The organism is Pseudomonas sp. B20, assembly GCF_020515755.1.
GTDB lineage: Bacteria > Pseudomonadota > Gammaproteobacteria > Pseudomonadales > Pseudomonadaceae > Aquipseudomonas > Aquipseudomonas syringae.
In genome coordinates this window covers 67,418-85,900 of the sequence record NZ_JAHPJG010000010.1, presented here as the reverse complement: position 1 = coordinate 85,900, position 18,483 = coordinate 67,418, and the positions used below count along the sequence as shown (strand labels likewise).

At 59.2% G+C, this 18,483-nt stretch carries 18 protein-coding genes; 14 read left to right on the top strand and 4 right to left on the bottom strand.

Translation table 11 applies throughout. The features are described 5' to 3' along the window. Positions 1 to 218 precede the first annotated feature (218 nt). The 6 genes from fadB (at position 219) to LIX91_RS12965 (ending at position 7,572) form a co-directional block, all read left to right on the top strand. Entirely contained in the window at positions 219 to 2,384 is a 2,166-nt protein-coding gene (fadB, locus tag LIX91_RS12990; protein ID WP_003417675.1) for a fatty acid oxidation complex subunit alpha FadB, read from the top strand. Positions 2,385 to 2,388: 4 nt separating this feature from the next. After that, positions 2,389 to 3,564, top strand: a complete 1,176-nt coding sequence (gene fadA / locus LIX91_RS12985) for an acetyl-CoA C-acyltransferase FadA (RefSeq protein WP_003417674.1) — start codon at positions 2,389 to 2,391, stop codon at positions 3,562 to 3,564. A 102-nt stretch (positions 3,565 to 3,666) separates the two neighbouring features. Then, positions 3,667 to 3,903, top strand: a complete 237-nt coding sequence (locus LIX91_RS12980; RefSeq protein ID WP_003315802.1) for a DUF1653 domain-containing protein — start codon at positions 3,667 to 3,669, stop codon at positions 3,901 to 3,903. Between the two features lie 113 nt (positions 3,904 to 4,016). Continuing rightward, on the top strand, positions 4,017 to 6,629 hold the full coding sequence (topA, locus tag LIX91_RS12975; RefSeq protein WP_003417673.1) for a type I DNA topoisomerase: 2,613 nt from the start codon (positions 4,017 to 4,019) through the stop codon (positions 6,627 to 6,629). Between the two features lie 123 nt (positions 6,630 to 6,752). Further along, positions 6,753 to 7,274, top strand: a complete 522-nt coding sequence (locus LIX91_RS12970) for a DUF6586 family protein (RefSeq protein WP_226488576.1) — start codon at positions 6,753 to 6,755, stop codon at positions 7,272 to 7,274. Between the two features lie 64 nt (positions 7,275 to 7,338). Then, complete coding sequence (locus LIX91_RS12965; RefSeq protein ID WP_002554102.1) at positions 7,339 to 7,572, top strand: hypothetical protein; 234 nt, start codon at positions 7,339 to 7,341, stop codon at positions 7,570 to 7,572. Between the two features lie 14 nt (positions 7,573 to 7,586). Here the strand turns inward: LIX91_RS12965 and sulA are convergent, their stop codons facing one another. Together sulA and lexA are read right to left on the bottom strand one after the other, a co-directional pair. Beyond that, complete coding sequence (gene sulA, locus LIX91_RS12960; protein ID WP_153222053.1) at positions 7,587 to 8,057, bottom strand: SOS-induced cell division inhibitor SulA; 471 nt, start codon at positions 8,055 to 8,057, stop codon at positions 7,587 to 7,589. A 9-nt stretch (positions 8,058 to 8,066) separates the two neighbouring features. Next, the gene (lexA, locus tag LIX91_RS12955) at positions 8,067 to 8,675 is read right to left on the bottom strand and encodes a transcriptional repressor LexA (RefSeq protein ID WP_003315796.1); all 609 of its coding nucleotides are present in this window, start codon (positions 8,673 to 8,675) and stop codon (positions 8,067 to 8,069) included. 256 nt (positions 8,676 to 8,931) lie between these two features. On the opposite strand from lexA, the gene psrA reads away from it, so the two are divergent. From psrA to LIX91_RS12940, 3 genes are all read left to right on the top strand, one after another. Continuing rightward, entirely contained in the window at positions 8,932 to 9,648 is a 717-nt protein-coding gene (psrA, locus tag LIX91_RS12950; protein WP_003403692.1) for a transcriptional regulator PsrA, read from the top strand. Between the two features lie 120 nt (positions 9,649 to 9,768). Continuing rightward, positions 9,769 to 10,767 carry a beta-N-acetylhexosaminidase gene (nagZ, locus tag LIX91_RS12945; RefSeq protein WP_226488634.1) on the top strand — a complete coding sequence of 333 codons (999 nt, stop codon included), beginning with the start codon at positions 9,769 to 9,771 and terminating at the stop codon, positions 10,765 to 10,767. Between the two features lie 9 nt (positions 10,768 to 10,776). Next, positions 10,777 to 11,517: an S-methyl-5'-thioinosine phosphorylase gene (locus tag LIX91_RS12940; protein WP_003417670.1), complete on the top strand. Its 741-nt coding sequence runs from the start codon at positions 10,777 to 10,779 to the stop codon at positions 11,515 to 11,517. Between the two features lies 1 nt (position 11,518). Here LIX91_RS12940 and LIX91_RS12935 read toward each other — a convergent pair whose 3' ends face one another. After that, positions 11,519 to 12,058: a cytochrome b gene (locus tag LIX91_RS12935; RefSeq protein WP_003417669.1), complete on the bottom strand. Its 540-nt coding sequence runs from the start codon at positions 12,056 to 12,058 to the stop codon at positions 11,519 to 11,521. 204 nt (positions 12,059 to 12,262) lie between these two features. Between LIX91_RS12935 and LIX91_RS12930 the strand changes: the two genes are divergently transcribed. The 3 genes from LIX91_RS12930 to LIX91_RS12920 are packed head-to-tail and all read left to right on the top strand — an operon-like array spanning position 12,263 to position 15,290. Continuing rightward, the gene (locus LIX91_RS12930; RefSeq protein ID WP_003412144.1) at positions 12,263 to 13,048 is read left to right on the top strand and encodes an endonuclease/exonuclease/phosphatase family protein; all 786 of its coding nucleotides are present in this window, start codon (positions 12,263 to 12,265) and stop codon (positions 13,046 to 13,048) included. After that, entirely contained in the window at positions 13,045 to 14,295 is a 1,251-nt protein-coding gene (gene clsB / locus LIX91_RS12925; RefSeq protein WP_226488575.1) for a cardiolipin synthase ClsB, read from the top strand. Before LIX91_RS12930 ends, clsB begins: the two co-directional genes overlap by 4 nt. Further along, entirely contained in the window at positions 14,292 to 15,290 is a 999-nt protein-coding gene (locus LIX91_RS12920; protein WP_046237184.1) for a lysylphosphatidylglycerol synthase domain-containing protein, read from the top strand. The genes clsB and LIX91_RS12920 overlap by 4 nt, the downstream gene beginning before the upstream one ends. Positions 15,291 to 15,301: 11 nt before the next feature. Here the strand turns inward: LIX91_RS12920 and LIX91_RS12915 are convergent, their stop codons facing one another. Next, on the bottom strand, positions 15,302 to 16,210 hold the full coding sequence (locus tag LIX91_RS12915; RefSeq protein WP_003315787.1) for a MurR/RpiR family transcriptional regulator: 909 nt from the start codon (positions 16,208 to 16,210) through the stop codon (positions 15,302 to 15,304). 40 nt (positions 16,211 to 16,250) lie between these two features. Here LIX91_RS12915 and LIX91_RS12910 point away from each other — a divergent pair, with 40 nt between their 5' ends. Further along, positions 16,251 to 16,415, top strand: a complete 165-nt coding sequence (locus LIX91_RS12910) for a hypothetical protein (protein WP_181017055.1) — start codon at positions 16,251 to 16,253, stop codon at positions 16,413 to 16,415. 78 nt (positions 16,416 to 16,493) lie between these two features. Further along, a complete protein-coding gene (locus LIX91_RS12905) occupies positions 16,494 to 18,431 on the top strand; it encodes a bifunctional 5-dehydro-2-deoxygluconokinase/5-dehydro-2-deoxyphosphogluconate aldolase (protein ID WP_226488574.1) in 1,938 nt (645 codons plus the stop codon). Positions 18,432 to 18,483 lie beyond the last annotated feature (52 nt).

The window sequence follows — 18,483 nt, the reverse complement described above, 5'->3', positions numbered from 1 at the left end:
TGACAATCGTGTGGTTATGCCTGATGGTGTGCGTACCCAAATCAAACGGGCGTATGAAATGAGCGTTTGGTCGTCAGAGGGCTCTGACAGAATCCCGACTACCACGTCGCGGCGGTAAGCGTGTGATTTGGCGTGTTCATCGACGGCGACGTCGTAGCCCCATCGGACATTGAGGTCCGGCGGGTATTGTTCAGCTTCCATATTGTGGAGATCAGTTGATGATTTACGAAGGTAAAGCCATCACGGTTAAGGCTCTTGAAAGTGGCATCGTCGAATTGAATTTCGACCTCAAGGGTGAGTCCGTCAACAAGTTCAACCGTCTCACTCTCAATGAGTTCCGTCAGGCAGTCGATGCGGTCAAGGCCGACGCATCGATCAAGGGCGTGATCGTCACCAGTGGCAAAGATTCATTCATTGTCGGCGCCGATATCACCGAGTTCGTCGACAACTTCAAGTTGCCGGAAGCTGAGCTGGTCGCCGGCAATCTGGAAGCGAACAGAATTTTCAGTGATTTCGAAGACCTGAACGTGCCGACTGTCGTGGCAATCAACGGTATCGCGTTGGGCGGCGGTCTGGAAATGTGCCTGGCCGCAGACTATCGAGTCATGGCCAGCAGCGCTCGCGTCGGTCTGCCCGAGGTCAAGCTGGGCCTGTACCCGGGTTTCGGCGGCACCGTGCGTCTGCCACGCATCATTGGTGCCGACAACGCAATCGAGTGGATTGCCTCGGGTAAGGAAAACGCTGCGGAAGACGCTCTCAAGGTCGGTGCCGTGGACGCAGTGGTAGCGCCCGACAAGCTGCAGGCCGCCGCCCTTGATTTGATCCAGCGCGCCATTTCCGGCGAGTTCGATTACAAGGCCAAGCGTCAGCCGAAGCTGGACAAGCTCAAGCTCAATGCCATCGAACAGATGATGGCATTCGAAACCGCCAAGGGCTTCGTCGCAGGTCAGGCCGGCCCGAACTATCCGGCCCCGGTCGAAGCCATCAAGACCATCCAGAAAGCCGCCAACTTCGGTCGTGACAAGGCGCTGGAGATCGAAGCCGCCGGTTTCGTGAAAATGGCCAAGACTGCTGCCGCGCAGAGTCTGATCGGCCTGTTCCTGAACGATCAGGAACTGAAAAAGAAAGCCAAGGGCTACGACAAGATTGCCAAGGACGTGAAGCAGGCGGCCGTGCTGGGCGCCGGGATCATGGGCGGCGGCATCGCCTATCAGTCGGCAGTCAAAGGCACGCCGATCCTGATGAAGGATATCCGCGAAGAAGCCATTCAACTGGGTCTGAACGAAGCGTCCAAACTGCTTGGCGGTCGCCTGGAGAAAGGTCGTCTGACCGCAGCGAAGATGGCCGAAGCGCTTAACGCCATTCGTCCTACGCTGTCCTACGGCGATTTCGGCAATGTCGATCTGGTCGTCGAAGCAGTCGTCGAGAACCCCAAGGTCAAGCAGGCGGTACTGGCCGAAGTCGAAGCCAACGTGGGTGAAAACACCATTCTGGCGTCCAACACCTCGACCATCTCGATCAGCCTGCTGGCCCAGGCCCTCAAGCGCCCGGAAAATTTCGTCGGCATGCACTTCTTCAACCCGGTGCACATGATGCCGCTGGTGGAAGTGATCCGTGGCGAGAAATCCAGTGAAGAAGCGGTCGCCACGACCGTTGCCTACGCCAAGAAAATGGGCAAGAACCCGATCGTGGTCAACGACTGCCCGGGCTTTCTGGTCAACCGCGTGCTGTTCCCGTATTTCGGTGGTTTCGCCAGACTGGTCAGTGCGGGCGTGGATTTTGTGCGCATCGACAAGGTCATGGAGAAATTCGGCTGGCCGATGGGCCCTGCCTACCTGATGGACGTGGTCGGTATCGACACCGGCCACCACGGTCGTGACGTCATGGCCGAAGGTTTCCCTGATCGCATGAAAGATGATCGTCGCTCTGCGATCGATGCTCTGTACGACGCCAAGCGCCTCGGGCAGAAGAACGGCAAGGGTTTCTACGCGTACGAGACCGACAAGAAGGGCAAGCCCAAGAAGGTCAATGACCCGGCAGTGCTGGATGTGCTCAAGCCGATTGTCTACGAGCAGCGCGAAGTCAGCGATGAAGACATCGTTAACTGGATGATGATCCCGCTGTGCCTGGAAACGGTCCGCTGCCTGGAAGACGGCATTGTCGAAACCGCTGCCGAGGCTGACATGGGCCTGATCTACGGTATCGGTTTCCCTCCGTTCCGTGGCGGCGCGCTGCGCTACATCGATTCCATCGGTGTTGCCGAATTCGTTGCCCTGGCTGACCAATACGCCGAACTGGGTGCCCTGTATCAACCGACCGCGAAGCTGCGTGAGATGGCCGCCAATGGCCAGAGCTTCTTCGGTCAAGCGTCTTCCGAGGAATGAACCAATGAGCCTTAATCCAAGAGACGTCGTGATTGTCGACTTCGGTCGCACCCCGATGGGCCGCTCCAAGGGCGGCATGCACCGCAACACCCGCGCCGAAGATATGTCCGCGCACCTGATCAGCAAATTGCTCGAGCGCAACAACAAGGTCGACCCGGCTGAAGTCGAGGACGTGATCTGGGGTTGCGTCAACCAGACCCTGGAGCAGGGCTGGAACATCGCGCGCATGGCGTCATTGCTGACCCAGATCCCGCACACCTCGGCCGCCCAGACGGTAAGCCGTCTTTGTGGTTCGTCCATGAGCGCGCTGCACACGGCTGCTCAGGCAATCATGACCAACAACGGTGATGTGTTCGTCATCGGCGGCGTCGAGCACATGGGCCATGTCAGCATGATGCATGGTGTTGACCCGAACCCGCACATGTCCCTGCACGCTGCCAAGGCCTCCGGCATGATGGGCCTGACCGCCGAAATGCTCGGAAAAATGCACGGCATCACCCGCGAGCAGCAGGACGCGTTCGGTCTGCGTTCCCACCAGTTGGCGCACAAGGCGACGCTGGAAGGCAAGTTCAAGGACGAAATCATCCCGATGCAGGGCTATGACGAGAACGGTTTCCTCAAGGTCTTCGACTACGATGAAACCATCCGTCCGGACACCACCCTGGAAAGTCTGGCGGCACTCAAGCCTGCGTTCAATCCAAAAGGTGGCACCGTGACTGCCGGTACGTCCTCGCAGATCACTGACGGTGCGTCGTGCATGATCGTCATGTCGGCCCAGCGTGCCCAGGACCTCGGCATCCAGCCGCTGGCGGTGATCCGTTCGATGGCGGTGGCCGGCGTCGACCCCGCAATCATGGGCTATGGTCCGGTTCCAGCCACCCAGAAAGCGCTCAAGCGCGCCGGCCTGAGTATTGCCGATATCGACTTCTTCGAGCTCAACGAAGCCTTCGCTGCACAGGCCTTGCCGGTGTTGAAAGATTTGAAAGTGCTCGACAAGATGAACGAGAAGGTTAACCTGCACGGCGGCGCCATCGCTCTTGGGCATCCTTTCGGGTGTTCCGGTGCACGCATCTCCGGCACTTTGCTCAATGTCATGAAGCAAAATGGCGGCACCTTCGGTGTGTCGACCATGTGTATTGGTCTGGGTCAGGGCATCGCGACCGTTTTCGAACGCGTCTGATTCCCGAGTGTGATGCGAGCCGGGGCTTGGTGCCCCGGCTTTTGTTTTTTGAAAAAATGGTTTCAGGCAAATTTTTTGGACGTGTTACAAGGGGACCGCAACATGCAACTGCAACCAGGGCTCTATCGCCATTACAAGGGGCCGCACTACCGGGTTTTCAGCGTTGCAAAACATTCCGAAACCGAAGAGGAAGTCGTGTTTTATCAGGCTTTGTACGGCGATTTCGGCATGTGGGTACGTCCCTTGAGCATGTTTCTGGAGTCGGTCGAGGTTGACGGCGAGCACGTCCCGCGCTTTGCTCTGGTTGAGGCTGAACCCAGCCTGTTTTCCCGAACGTGAGAGGCGATTGCACAACAGGCTGTGCTTGACCTCACCTTGTAGCCACTATATATAGCGTGGCCTTTACAAGCTCCTCACTGTCTTTCATCTAGTATTCAGGAATTTTCTGATCCATGGGCAAATCGCTGGTCATCGTGGAATCCCCGGCTAAGGCCAAGACCATCAACAAGTATTTGGGCAACCAGTACGTGGTGAAGTCGAGTATCGGCCATATCCGAGACCTGCCCACCAGCGGTTCGGCGAGTGCCGCCAAAGATCCTGCCGCCAAGCGTGGCAAGGCTGCTGCGGGCGAAGGCCCGGTACTGACGCCGAAAGAAAAGGCGCAACGCCAGCTGGTCTCGCGCATGGGAGTCGATCCGGAACACGGCTGGAAAGCCAAGTACGAGATCCTCCCCGGCAAGGAAAAGGTCATTGAAGAGCTGCGCAAGCTCGCCAAGGATGCCGACATCATCTATCTCGCGACGGACTTGGACCGCGAAGGGGAAGCCATTGCCTGGCACCTGCGCGAAGCCATCGGTGGGGATGACAGCCGTTACAAGCGCGTGGTGTTCAACGAAATCACCAAGAAAGCCATTCAGGAAGCGTTTTCCAAGCCAGGCGAACTGGATATTGCCCGGGTCAACGCACAGCAGGCGCGTCGCTTCCTCGACCGCGTCGTCGGCTACATGGTCTCGCCACTGCTCTGGCAGAAGGTCGCCCGCGGCTTGTCCGCCGGACGTGTGCAGTCGGTCGCAGTAAAACTGGTGGTCGAACGCGAACGTGAAATCCGTGCGTTCAACCCTGAGGAATACTGGGAGATCCATGCCGATCTGGGCACCGCCAAGGGCGCCAATGTGCGTTTCGAAGTGGCGCGTGAAAACGGCGAAGCGTTCAAGCCGCTGAATGAAACCCAGGCCATGGCCGCCCTTGAAAAGCTCAAGGCGTCCAGCTACAGCATCGTCAAGCGTGAAGACAAGCCGACCAGCAGCAAGCCATCGGCGCCGTTCATCACCTCGACCCTGCAGCAGGCGGCGAGCAATCGTCTGGGCTTCGGCGTGAAGAAGACCATGATGATGGCTCAGCGCTTGTACGAAGCGGGCTACATCACTTACATGCGTACCGACTCGACCAACCTGTCGGCTGATGCCGTCAGCATGGCGCGTGACTACATCGAAACCGAATTCGGCAAGAAGTACCTGCCGGAGTCGCCTAACGTCTACAGCAGCAAGGAAGGCGCGCAAGAAGCGCACGAAGCGATTCGTCCTTCCGACGTCAACACTCATCCGAGCAAACTGACCGGGATGGAGCGTGACGCCGAGCGGCTTTACGAGTTGATCTGGCGTCAGTTCGTGGCCTGCCAGATGCTGCCTGCGCAATACCTGTCGACCACCGTCACGGTCGCCGCGAGCGATTTCGAGCTGCGTGCCAAGGGCCGCATCCTGAAATTCGACGGTTATACCCGCGCGCTGCCGCAGATGGCCAAGCCGGGCGATGACGATGTTCTGCCGGACATGGCGCAGGGCGAGACCCTGAAACTGAACAAGATCGACCCGAGCCAGCACTTCACCAAGCCGCCTGCGCGTTACTCGGAAGCGAGCCTGGTCAAGGAGATGGAAAAACGTGGCATCGGCCGTCCGTCGACTTATGCAGCGATCATTTCGACCATCCAGGACCGTGGCTACGTGGCGTTGCATAACCGCCGCTTCTACTCGGAAAAGATGGGCGACATCGTCACCGGACGTCTGTCCGAAAGCTTTTCCAATCTGATGGACTATGGCTTTACCGCGGGGATGGAAGAGAACCTCGACGACGTGGCCCAGGGTGAGCGCGACTGGAAAAACGTGCTGGACGAGTTCTACGGCGATTTCCGCAAAAAGCTCGACGTGGCCGAGGCTGCCGATGGCGGCATGCGCGCCAACCAGCCGGTGATGACCGATATCCCGTGCAAGGTGTGCGGTCGTCCAATGCAGATCCGTACCGCCTCGACGGGCGTTTTCCTGGGTTGCTCCGGTTACAGCCTGCCACCCAAGGAACGCTGCAAGGCGACCGTCAATCTGACTCCTGGCGACGAAATTGCCGACGATGATGAGGGTGAGTCCGAGTCGCGGGTTCTGCGCGGCAAGCATCGCTGCCCGATCTGCAGCACGGCGATGGACGCCTACCTGCTGGACGAGAAGCACAAGCTGCATATCTGCGGCAATAACCCTGATTGCACGGGTTACGAGATCGAGGAAGGCACTTACCGCATCAAAGGCTATGAAGGTCCGAGCCTGGAATGTGACAAGTGTGGCAGCGAGATGCAGCTCAAGACCGGCCGTTTCGGCAAGTTCTTCGGCTGCACCAATCCGGATTGCAAGAACACCCGCAAACTGCTGAAAAGCGGTGACGCGGCGCCGCCGAAGATGGACCCGGTAAAAATGCCGGAGCTCAAGTGCGACAAGGTTGACGATACCTACATCCTGCGTGATGGGGCTTCGGGCCTGTTCCTGGCCGCCAGCCAGTTCCCGAAGAATCGCGAAACCCGCGCACCGCTGGTCATCGAAATCGCTCCGCACAAGGACGAAATCGATCCCAAGTATCACTTCCTTTGCGAAGCGCCGAAGAAGGATCCGGACGGTCGTCCAGCAGTGATCCGCTACAGCCGCAAGACCAAAGAGCAATATGTCCAGACCGAAGTAGAAGGCAAGCCTACCGGCTGGCGTGCGTTCTACGACGGCAGCGCATGGAAGGTTGAAGACAAGCGTTGATCGCAAGCGCCTGGCTCACGTGAGCCGGGCGCTGTTTTCGATAGGCGTTCGCCTGTTTCGCCGTACTGTCCAGGCGCCGCAGGCTATGCTGTTCTCTATCCCATCGTTATGGAGAGTGTCGCCATGGCTCATGAGCTCTATACCCGTACCAACCAGAAAATCTATTTCGCAGGGCTCTCGCTCGAAGCGTTGGGCAGGGCGGAGAAGGGGCAGGCGGTGAACTCTCCTGCGTTGTTGCAGGCAGAGCGCGAGTCAGCACTGTTTCATCTGTATGGTGCGCTGTTGGGCCTGTGTCACGAGATCGCCGGCTATTACCGTCTGCCGCAAGCCGGTGCGCGCCGTGCGGAAGAATTGTTGACGCAGGAAGTGCTGAACGCCATCGCCATTCCCGAAATGGCCGAGCTGGTAGAACTCGCCCAGAGTCGCCAGACGTGGCTTGCGCAATTACTGGCGGCCTATAACGCGTTGTATGAGCCACCGCGTGCGCCGAAAAAGCTCAAGGGTGATGTTACGCAGCCGATGATACAGGCAGTGAACCTGGACGCCGAGCTGGAGTCTGAACTCTCACGTGAAGAGCTCGAAAATTGGCGTCAACAACTCAAAGGGTTGGCCATCCGTTTTCGTGAAGGCCTGAGCGAGTGCTGAAAACCAATGAAGTAAGGGCTGGCAGGCTGTTACAATGCCGGCTTATCGCGGAGTAACTGTACCAATGCCTACCTCTTTCCTGGAAATTGTCGAACTACCTGACGGACGTATCGAGCTGCGTCGTGCCGATGACGAGGGTTCTTTGGTAACGCTTGATTTTTCTGCGGATGCCAAAGCGTTCATGCAAGGTCAGCATGTCGAAGTCGCCAAAGCCATGTTGAGTGTGGGTGTGCAGATGGCTGGCCGCCTGGCTGAAGGCGAAGTCGAAAAGGATGATGTGCCTCACGTTCTTCACTGATCGAGGGCTGGGTCTCAGCCCAGCCGGATGTTCAGGCTTTGCGCTTCCCCGATTTTTGCTGCACTGATCAATTGCTGACGCGCTATGGCGCCCAGCGGGTTGATCCAGCTCACCACCGTATGGCTACGGCCCAGTCGAAGTGCTTCGCGAGTCAGCTCCAGTACGCTTTGCGTGCCGCGTGGCTGCAGAAGAAGAATCCGCTCCCTGTTCAGCCCGGCATCGCGTAGCCATGTCTGCGTCAGGCTGGATGGCGGTGCGATCAGTGTCAGCCAGCGCGCATCCAGTTCCTCGCTCAGTTCCCGAAGGATGGGCGCCAGAAGGTTGAGGCAGTTCCCAGCGGCACCTCGCAATGACAGTTCACTGAAGGGCTCTGGTTCACCGCCCCATGGCGTTTCGACTGCATCTGTGAGCAGCGGGGCGATGGGCTGAGCCAGAAACGCCTCGAACAGCGGCAATTGCGATTGCGGTGCTTGATGGAACTGCATAACGTCTCCTTAGCGGCGAATGACGCCGACGCTCAAACCTTCGATCACCAGTTCCTGATCCTTGAGATCGACCTCGATGGGTGCGAAATCAGGGTTTTCCGCCAGCAGCCAGACCTTGCTGCCTTCACGCTTGAAACGCTTGACGGTCACTTCATCGCCTATCCGGGCAACCACGATCTGGCCGTTGCGGGCCTCGCGCGTGGTGTGCACGGCAAGCAGATCGCCATCCAGAATACCGACGTCCTTCATGCTCATGCCATGAACGCGCAACAGGTAATTGGCGCTGGGGTGGAAGAAGGACGGGTTGATGTTGCAGGACTCTTCGATGTGTTGCTGAGCCAGGATCGGTGCACCTGCTGCAACGCGGCCGATGACTGGCAGGCTGCTGTCATCCGGCCGCGCTTCGAAGCCGGGGATGCGAATGCCGCGTGAAGCACCTGGAGTCATTTCGATGGCGCCTTTACGCGCCAGGGCTTTCAAGTGCTCTTCCGCCGCGTTGGGCGATTTGAAGCCCAGCTCCTGAGCGATTTCCGCACGTGTCGGCGGGAACCCGTTGTCTTCCAGGCAGCGTTTGATGAAACCCAGGATTTCAGCCTGGCGTGGCGTCAGTTTGATCATGAGGGGCGCTCTGGCTTTTTATACAGTGACTGGGATTATATACAGTGAAGGCGCGTTGGCAATCATCCATTTCATTTTCGCTGCCGAGCGGTGGCCAACCCACGCAGCACCTCCCGTCAAAAACCTCGGCAATACCTGAGGTTTGTCATTTAACATCCATCATCGTGACTGTTCGGCCACAAAATGAACGGGCCGACTTGACAACCGAGGCGTTTGATACGTATGTTTCAAACGTTCGTTTGTTAGGCAGAGAGCCATGGCCCAGTCGGAAACCGTTGAACGCATTCTTGATGCTGCAGAGCAGTTGTTTGCAGAGAAAGGCTTTGCCGAAACGTCCTTGCGTCTTATCACCAGCAAGGCGTCGGTCAATCTGGCTGCAGTGAATTATCACTTCGGCTCGAAGAAGGCGTTGATTCAGGCCGTGTTCTCGCGTTTTCTGGGACCGTTCTGCATCAGTCTCGATCGCGAACTGGAACGCCGCCAGGCAAAACCCGAACACAAGCCAAGCCTTGAGGAACTGCTGGAGATTCTCGTCGAGCAGGCGCTTGTGGTGCAGCCGCGCAGCGGTAACGACCTGTCGATCTTCATGCGCCTGCTGGGGCTTGCCTTCAGTCAGAGCCAGGGCCACCTGCGCCGCTACCTCGAAGACATGTACGGCAAGGTGTTCCGTCGCTACATGACGCTGGTCAACGAAGCCGCGCCGCGCATTCCGCCCATCGAGCTGTTCTGGCGCGTGCACTTCATGCTCGGCGCTGCGGCGTTCAGCATGTCCGGCATCAAGGCGTTGCGCGCCATTGCCGAGACCGATTTCGGCGTCAATACTTCCATCGAGCAGGTCATGCGCCTGATGGTGCCGTTCCTGGCCGCCGGCATGCGCGCCGACACCGGGGTCAGCGACCCTGCGATGATCGCCGCCCAGCTAAGGCCGCGGACCAAGAGCAGCACCAGCACACCTGCGGTCGCCAAGGCCTGAAGCCTCTTCCCTGGATCACGCTGTACCGGCGTGTCGGATTGCGTCGGGCTTCAGGATCAAGCACCATGCCCGGATTGTGAACGAGCACTGGTGTGTAAGGGTTTTTCTATGAGTTCTGGCCTGCAAGGCTCCCTGATGGTCGATGTCGCCGGCACCTGGCTGACCAGCGAAGACCGTCAGTTTTTGCGTCAGCCCGAAGTGGGCGGTTTGATCATCTTTGCCCGAAACATCGAGCATCCCCGTCAGGTTCGTGAGTTGAGCGCCGCGATTCGTGCCGTGCGCCCGGACCTGCTGCTGGCCGTCGATCAGGAGGGCGGCAGGGTGCAGCGCCTGCGTGAGGGCTTCGTGCGCCTGCCGCCGATGCGCGCCATCGCCGACAAGCCTGACGCCGAGCTTCTGGCTGAACACTGTGGCTGGCTGATGGCGACCGAAGTGCTGGCGGTCGGACTGGACCTGAGCTTCGCTCCGGTGCTGGACCTCGACTATCAGCGCAGCGCTGTGGTCGGCACGCGTTCGTTCGAAGGCGATCCGCAGCGTGCGGCGTTGCTGGCGGGGGCGTTCATTCGTGGGATGAACGCTGCAGGCATGGCTGCCACCGGCAAGCATTTCCCAGGCCATGGCTGGGCTGAAGCCGATTCTCATGTGGCTATCCCGAATGACGAGCGTAGCCTGGAAGAGATTCGCGCCAGTGATCTGGTGCCGTTTGCTCGTCTGAGTCAGCAGCTGGCTGCAGTGATGCCGGCGCATGTCATCTACCCGAAGGTCGATTCGCAGCCTGCCGGTTTTTCAAGGCGCTGGCTGCAGGACATTCTGCGCGACGAACTGCAATTTGACGGTGTTATTTTCAGCGACGACCTGTCTATGGCCGGCGCTCATGTCGTCGGTGATGCAGCCAGCCGTATCGAGGCGGCGCTGACAGCCGGATGCGACATGGGCCTGGTGTGCAACGACCGGGCGGCCGCAGAGCTTGCGCTGGGCGCTGCGCAGCGTCTGAAGGTCAAGCCTTCGCCACGTATCGTGCGTATGCGCGGTCAGGCGTCGGCCAGCACCGACTACCGGCAACACCCGCGCTGGCAGGCCGCGCTCCAGGCTCTGCGCGCTGCTCAACTGATCGATTAAGGATTTGCGATGACTGTTTACGCGATTATTGGCGGTACTGGCCTGACCCAGCTCGAGGGCCTGAATATTCGGCAATCCCTGCCGATGAACACCCCTTATGGCGCACCGTCCGGCGAAATCCAGATCGGCGACTATGCCGGTCGTGAAGTGATGTTTCTGGCGCGCCACGGCCACCCGCACCGCTTGCCGCCGCATCAGGTTAACTACCGGGCCAATATCTGGGCGCTCAAGCAGGCGGGTGCCGAAGCGATTCTTGCGGTCAACGCAGTCGGTGGCATTCATCCGGCCATGGGCACCGGGCATTTCTGTGTGCCGCATGATCTGGTCGACTACACCAGCGGTCGTCAGCACACGTTTTTTGCCGATGACCTGGAAGCGGTCACGCACATCGACTTCAGCTATCCGTACAGCGAAGCGCTGCGTGCCCGGCTGATTGCGGCATTGGCGGCCGAGGGATGCGCGTTCTCCGATCGGGGCGTCTATGCCTGCACCCAGGGACCGCGTCTGGAGACTGTTGCCGAAATCATTCGCCTGGAACGTGATGGTTGCGACATCGTCGGCATGACTGGCATGCCAGAAGCCGCGCTGGCGCGTGAACTGGAGCTTGAATACGCCTGCCTGGCGCTGGTGGTCAATCCGGCAGCGGGCAAATCGACGACCGTCATTACCATGGCGGAAATCGAACAGGCCCTGCACGACGGGATGGGCAAGGTGAAAGCCACGCTTGCCCGGGTCCTGTCAGCGTCCTGAGTTACAGCATGCGCTTTAGGGTATTGTCCTTGCGCACCAGGTGATGCCAGAGCGCAGCGATCACATGCAGGCCGATGACATAGTAGAAGATCGAGCCCAGCAACTTGTGCACGTCTTCGAACGTTTCGGCCAGGTGGTCCGAGGTGGCCAGCGGCCAGGGAATCTGCAGGTCGGTGAGGGGGATGGGCAGTGCGCCTTTTTCAACCATCACCGTCAGCAGGCCCAGTAAAGGCTGGGCAAACAGGAACGCATACAGCGCGTAATGGGTCAGGGTTGCGACGATGCGCAACGCCCCTTCAAGCGGCGGTGTAATGCCGGGTGGACTATGACGTCGACGCTCGGCGGCACGGAAGAACGCCATGATCAGAATCACAATGCCGACCCAGTAGTGGCTCTGCACGACCAGCAAGCGGTATTCCGAGCCCTTGCTGAACTGAGTGCGGCTCAGAATCAGGGTGTAGGCCAGCACGATCAGAATGGCCATGACCCAGTGCAGCCATCTGGCCCGGGCGGTGTAGCGTTGAGAAGTCGATGTATCCACGGTTGGATTCCTTGTCTCTTTTTTTGCAGGGCTGGTAGACAGCTTAGGCTGTCGATCGGGCGCCTGCGTTTCATGTTGGCCTGATTTTTTTCACGTGCCTCTCCGGCCACTAAATATGGCAAATACACAGCACGTGAAATACGCGACGGAACCTGTGCCCACGGGTGGCTTCATATGCCGTGAATATTCACCCGGGAGCAAGTCTTGACCAGTGCCAATCCGCCTGTCGGCCCAGCGACACCAGTGTCCGCCAGTGTTTCATTGAATGTACTGACCATGAACATGCACATGGGCTTTGGCATTTTCAATCGCCGCTTCATTCTGCCGGAGTTGCGTGAAGCTGTGCGCACGGTATCGGCTGATATCGTGTTTCTTCAGGAAGTGCACGGGGAGCATCAGAGCCACGCGCGCAGAGTCAAGGACTGGCCGACGATTTCGCAGTACGAGTTTCTGGCCGACAGCATGTGGAGTGATTTTGCCTACGGCCGCAACGCGGTGTACCCGGATGGCGATCATGGCAATGCGTTGCTGTCCAAGTACCCGATCATCCAGCATGAAAACCTCGATATTTCCATTCATGGCACCGAGCAGCGCGGCTTGTTGCACTGCATTCTCGAGGTGCCACACGCGGGCCGGGTGCATGCGGTCTGTGTGCACCTGGGGCTGCGTGAAAGCCATCGGCGTCAGCAGCTCAAACTGCTTAACGAGCTGATGGCACGTATTCCCGAGGGCGAGCCTGTCATCGTTGCCGGTGACTTCAATGACTGGCGCCAGCGCGCCGATGCATCGCTGCAGGGCAGTGGGCTGCACGAGGTTTTCGTCGAGCGCTTCGGCGCACCGGCCAAAAGCTTTCCGGCCCGTTGGCCCTTGCTCTGCCTGGACCGGATCTATGTTCGCAATGCAACGTCGCACCGGCCGAAAGTGTTGTCTAGCCGACCGTGGTCCCACCTTTCCGATCATGCACCGTTGGCGGTGGAGTTGACCTTATGAGCAATGCGACAGGGCAGTGGCGTGACGGCAACTCGGTAGAGTTGCTGATCAATGGCGAGGATTTCTACGCCCGGGTATTCGAGTGCATACGTGCCGCGCGCAAAGAGGTGCTGATCGAAACCTTCATCATTTTTGAAGACCGGATCGGCGAGAGTCTGCAACAGGCGTTGCTCGAAGCCGCCGCGAATGGCGCTAAGGTGGTCGTCACAGTGGATGACTATGGCACTTCGGACCTGAGTTCGACGTTTGTCAAAACCATGATCGACGCCGGTATCCAGATCCAGCTGTTCGATCCGCGCCCGCGGTTCATGGGCATGCGCACCAACCTGTTTCGCCGTCTGCACCGCAAGGTGGTGGTGATCGACGGCGAACTGGGCTTCATCGGCGGCATCAACTACAGCGTCGATCATATGACCGACACCGGGGTGACGGCCAAACAGGACTACGCCGTTCTGGTCCGCGGACCGATTGTTGGCGATATTCACCACAGCGCGTTGAATATGCTCAGCAAGGTCGTTCGTGAAAAGTTGCCGCCCGTTGCACTCAAGCTGGACCGCGCCGGTGACGCCAGCATGCTGCTCGCCGAGCGTGACAATGACGAGCACAGCACCGATATCGAAGAGCAGTACCTGGAGGCGATTCGTGCTGCGAAGCAACGCATCACCCTGGCCAATGCGTATTTTTACCCCAGCTACCGCTTTCTGCGTGAACTGCGCAATGCCTCACGGCGGGGCGTCAAGGTCACCCTGATTCTGCAAGGTCAGCCTGACATGCCGTTCGTGCGGGTCTGCTCGCGACTGACCTACACCTACCTGCTGCGCGATGGCGTGGCGATTCACGAATACAAGCAACGTGCATTGCACGGCAAGGTCGCGCTGATCGACCAGGACTGGTCCACCGTGGGCTCCAGCAATCTCGACCCGCTGAGCCTCGCGCTGAACCTGGAAGCCAACCTGTTCATTCGTGATCGCGCGCTCAATGAGCATCTGCAGAACCATCTGATGGAGCTTGCCGCTGCGCACAGCAAGCAGATGAGCCCCAAGGGGGCGGCGCGTGGCCAGTGGTGGCGTGCGCCGATGATCGTATTGAGTTTCTTTTTCCTGCGCCGTTTCCCGGCCATTGCCGGTTTGTTCCCGGTTCACGGAGTGCGCCTCAAGCCCCTGCGTGCCGGTGATGTAGTGCCCGAAGCGAAAGTGATCGAACAGCAGCAGAACAACCATCCGATGGACCAGGAGAAAACCCTATGACCCAAGCCACGCAGGCAGCGCCGCACAGTGCGCAGGGAACCAAGTGGAAGTGGGCAAAGCGGGCGTTCAATCTGTTTTTCTTCATCGCCGTCCCGGTTCTGCTGTTTATGCTGGTCAAGAAGCTTGACTGGCAAGAGGTGAAACAGGCGTTGGCGTCCTACAAGGCCAGCACCTTGGCCATCGCGGCGGCGGTGGCTTTTGCCAGCTACGCGACCTACTGTGGCTTTGACGTGTTGGCGCGTTATTACACCCGGCACACGTTGTCGATCAAGCAGATCGTGCCGGTGACGTTTGTCTGCTATGCGTTCAACCTCAACCTCAGTTCCTGGGTCGGCGGCATCGCCTTGCGTTACCGCCTGTATTCGCGACTCGGGCTGGACGTTTCGACCATCACGCGGATTCTCAGCCTGAGCCTGATTACCAACTGGCTGGGCTACATGCTGCTGGCCGGTTTTGTGTTTTCGATGCGCTTTCTGGAGTTGCCCAAAGAGTGGTCGATCGGCACCACGACCCTGCAACTGATCGGCTTCGGACTGTTGGCGGTGTGTTTTGCCTATCTGTTGGCCTGCCGGTTTTCGAAGAAACGCTCATGGACCATCCGTGATCAGGAATTCAATCTGCCGTCGATGAAGCAGGCCCTGATGCAGGCCAGTCTGGGCGCGCTGAACTGGTCGTTGATGGCCGCGGTGATTTACACCCTGCTGCCGGACAAGGCGTTTTATCCGGCGATTCTCGGTGTGTTGCTGATCAGCAGCATCGCCGGAGTGATCACTCACATTCCAGCAGGCCTCGGCGTGCTCGAGACCGTGTTCATCACCTTGCTGGCGCACCAGTTCTCCAAGGGCAGCCTGCTCGCAGCGTTGATCGGCTACCGCGCGATCTACTTCCTGCTGCCGTTGCTGCTGGCACTGGTGGTGTATCTGGTCCTGGAAAAACGCGCGAAGAAGATGGGCGAGAAGAACCAGCAGCGCATGGGCGAGGAAGCCAAATCCTGAGGGCTCAGCCCTCAGTCATCAAAGCCGACCTGCTCGTGTATTTCGTCGACCTTGAGTTCCAGACGATACGCCACGGCAATGAACAGCGCCTGGCACAGGCATAGCGTGGCGCTCAGCGAGCGGAAGGCGAACGAGCTGCCCTCGTTGACCAGCAACACCGAGTTGGCGCGCTTGGCCAGCGGCGACAGGTTGCTGTCGGTGATAATCAGCGTCTTGGCCTGATGGTGCTGGGCGATGCGCAAGCAGTGCTGGGTCTCCTTGCCATAGGGCGTGAAGCTGATGGCAATCACCAGGTCATTGGCGCGCACACTGCGCATTTGCTCGCGATAGCTGCCCCCCAGGCCGGAGATCAGATGAATGCGCTTGTTGGTGTGTTGCAGGTTGTAGACCAGATAATCAGCCACCGCGAACGAGCGGCGCACGCCCACCACATAGATGTTGTCGGCGTTGACCACCAGGTCCACGGCTTTTTCGAATTCATCGTCATCCAGCTCGACACTCAGGCGTTCCAGGCCGGAGAGGGTGGCGCTGACGCATTCGCGTGCCAGATCGCCTGCATTGGCCTTCTGTGACTTGTTGGCGATCAGGCTGCGGATACGCTGCTGGTAATTCTGCACCGGCGTGGTCTTGTGCGTATAAGCCTCGCGAAACAACGCCTGCATCTCGCTGAAACCGCTGAACCCGAAACGCTGGGAAAATCGCACGATGGCCGAAGGGTGGACTTCGCACTCGCGGGCGATGTCACTGATCCGGTCAACCATGATCCGGTCGCTCTGCTGGCTCATATAGCTGGCAATCCGTTTGAGCTGGCGCGGCAGTCCTTCATATTCATCAGTGATCAGCCGCAACAAGCCTTCGGCACTGTTCGGTGGCATGTCGACGCTCGTCCCGGGCAGAGTGGGCTGATCGGCGCTGGTCATATTCAAATCCTTTCTGCTTGTTCTTTTTCAGGGCAACGGCGTGCACAGCACGATCGTTGTGGGCCTGACGGTGGAGGCTGCCTTGGGGCAGGAACGACGACTATATCCTACCCGCCTGCGCAGTGTGCCAGCACTTGAGTGGCTGTATGGAAAAAATATTCCACTAAAAATAATTATAGAAAAAATATTGATTGATGTGTCTTGACGTTTTACGCTGCATTCACAAAGCAGCGTGTACACATGATGCAAGCGCTGCAGGCTGATAAAAATAACAGGAGCCACCATGGGCCAGACACGCTTTGCCACTGGGCGTCAGTTGGATCTGATTTGCCTCGGACGCCTGGGCGTCGACCTTTATGCGCAACAAGTGGGGGCGCGACTCGAAGACGTTTCCAGTTTCGCCAAGTACCTGGGCGGCTCGTCGGCCAATATTGCCTTCGGCACGGCCAGGCTCGGGCTCAGGTCAGCCATGCTCAGCAGGGTCGGCGATGATCACATGGGCCGCTTTCTGGTCGAGTCCCTGGCTCGCGAAGGCTGTGATGTCAGCGCCATCAAGCGCGACCCCGAGCGCCTGACGGCGATGGTGCTGCTAGGGCTGAAGGATCGCGAAACCTTCCCCCTGGTGTTCTACCGTGAGAACTGCGCTGACATGGCCCTGCGCGCCGAGGACATCGACGAGCAGCAGATTGCCTCGAGCAAGGCGCTGCTGATCACCGGCACGCATTTCTCCACTGATCAGGTGTTCAAGGCCAGCAGCCAGGCGCTCGACTATGCCGAGAAGCATGACGTCAAACGCGTGCTGGATATCGACTACCGCCCGGTGCTCTGGGGGCTGGCAGGCAAGGCCGATGGCGAGACCCGGTTCGTTGCCGATCAGAAGGTCAGCCAGCATGTGCAGCGCATCCTGCCGCGTTTCGACCTGATCGTCGGCACTGAAGAAGAATTTCAGATTGCCGGCGGTTCGACCGATTTGCTCGCGGCCCTGCGCAAGGTGCGTGAACTGACGGCCGCAACGCTGGTGGTCAAGCTCGGCCCGCAAGGCTGCACGGTGATTCACGGGGCCATTCCTGCGCGGCTGGAAGAGGGCGCCATCTACCCCGGCGTGCAGGTCGAAGTGCTCAACGTGCTCGGTGCGGGCGATGCGTTCATGTCCGGTTTTCTCAGCGGCTGGCTCAAGGAGGCCAGCGACGAACGCTGCTGCCAGCTGGCCAATGCCTGTGGCGGGCTGGTGGTGTCGCGGCACGCCTGTGCGCCCGCCATGCCGACCCCGGCCGAACTCGATTACCTGTTCAACAGCCCTGAACCCATTACTCGCCCTGATCAGGATGTCGCTCTGCAACGGCTGCATCAGGTCAGCGTGCCGCGCAAGCAGTGGCGGCAGTTGTTCATCTTTGCCTTCGATCATCGCGGCCAGTTGGTCGAACTGGCGCAACAGGCCGGGCGTGATCTTCGCAGCATCAGCCAGCTCAAGCAGCTGTTCGTGCAGGCGGTCGAGCGGGTCGAAGCCGACCTGCGCAAGCGCGGCATCGAAGCCGATGTCGGACTGCTTGCCGACCAGCGCTTCGGTCAGGATTCACTCAACGCCGCGACCGGTCGCGGCTGGTGGGTGGCGCGTCCGGTGGAAGTGCAGGGTTCAAGGCCGCTGGCCTTCGAGCACGGTCGCTCCATCGGCAGCAATCTGCTCGCCTGGCCGCAAGAGCAGATCATCAAGTGCCTGGTGCAATATCACCCCGATGACGAGCCGATGTTGCGCCTGGAGCAGGAAGCGCAGATCAAGGCGCTCTACGACGCTTCGAAAGTCAGCGGCCATGAGTTGCTGCTGGAAATCATCCCGCCCAAGGATCATCCGTCGCCTCATCCGGACGTGATGCTTCGCTCGCTGAAGCGTTTGTACAATCTGGGCATCTACCCGGCGTGGTGGAAGATCGAGGCGCAGAGCGCGCAGGTCTGGCAGCAACTGGACGAACTGATCCGACAACGCGATCCGTATTGCCGCGGCGTGGTGCTGCTCGGGCTCAATGCGCCTGTCGAAGAGCTCGCCGCCGGCTTTGCTGAAGCACGCCACAGCCGCGTCTGCCAGGGCTTTGCCGTCGGCCGGACAATATTCCGTGAGCCAAGCCGGGCCTGGATGGCCGGCGAAATAGACGATGCGACGCTGATCAGTCGGGTGCAGAGCACCTTCAACTGGTTGATCGAATCCTGGCGCGAAAGCCGCGCCTGATCGGTTCCGGGTTTCGACGTCACGACAACAACGTCGCGATAACAACAAAAAA

Excerpts from the sequence above, each read along its gene's own strand:
- fadB (WP_003417675.1), top strand. The coding sequence starts at position 219 with ATGATTTACGAAGGTAAAGCCATCACGGTTAAGGCTCTTGAAAGTGGC.
- fadA (WP_003417674.1), top strand. The coding sequence starts at position 2,389 with ATGAGCCTTAATCCAAGAGACGTCGTGATTGTCGACTTCGGTCGCACC.
- LIX91_RS12980 (WP_003315802.1), top strand. The coding sequence starts at position 3,667 with ATGCAACTGCAACCAGGGCTCTATCGCCATTACAAGGGGCCGCACTAC.
- topA (WP_003417673.1), top strand. The coding sequence starts at position 4,017 with ATGGGCAAATCGCTGGTCATCGTGGAATCCCCGGCTAAGGCCAAGACC.
- LIX91_RS12970 (WP_226488576.1), top strand. The coding sequence starts at position 6,753 with ATGGCTCATGAGCTCTATACCCGTACCAACCAGAAAATCTATTTCGCA.
- LIX91_RS12965 (WP_002554102.1), top strand. The coding sequence starts at position 7,339 with ATGCCTACCTCTTTCCTGGAAATTGTCGAACTACCTGACGGACGTATC.
- sulA (WP_153222053.1), bottom strand. The coding sequence starts at position 8,057 with ATGCAGTTCCATCAAGCACCGCAATCGCAATTGCCGCTGTTCGAGGCG.
- lexA (WP_003315796.1), bottom strand. The coding sequence starts at position 8,675 with ATGATCAAACTGACGCCACGCCAGGCTGAAATCCTGGGTTTCATCAAA.
- psrA (WP_003403692.1), top strand. The coding sequence starts at position 8,932 with ATGGCCCAGTCGGAAACCGTTGAACGCATTCTTGATGCTGCAGAGCAG.
- LIX91_RS12940 (WP_003417670.1), top strand. The coding sequence starts at position 10,777 with ATGACTGTTTACGCGATTATTGGCGGTACTGGCCTGACCCAGCTCGAG.
- clsB (WP_226488575.1), top strand. The coding sequence starts at position 13,045 with ATGAGCAATGCGACAGGGCAGTGGCGTGACGGCAACTCGGTAGAGTTG.
- LIX91_RS12920 (WP_046237184.1), top strand. The coding sequence starts at position 14,292 with ATGACCCAAGCCACGCAGGCAGCGCCGCACAGTGCGCAGGGAACCAAG.
- LIX91_RS12915 (WP_003315787.1), bottom strand. The coding sequence starts at position 16,210 with ATGACCAGCGCCGATCAGCCCACTCTGCCCGGGACGAGCGTCGACATG.
- LIX91_RS12905 (WP_226488574.1), top strand. The coding sequence starts at position 16,494 with ATGGGCCAGACACGCTTTGCCACTGGGCGTCAGTTGGATCTGATTTGC.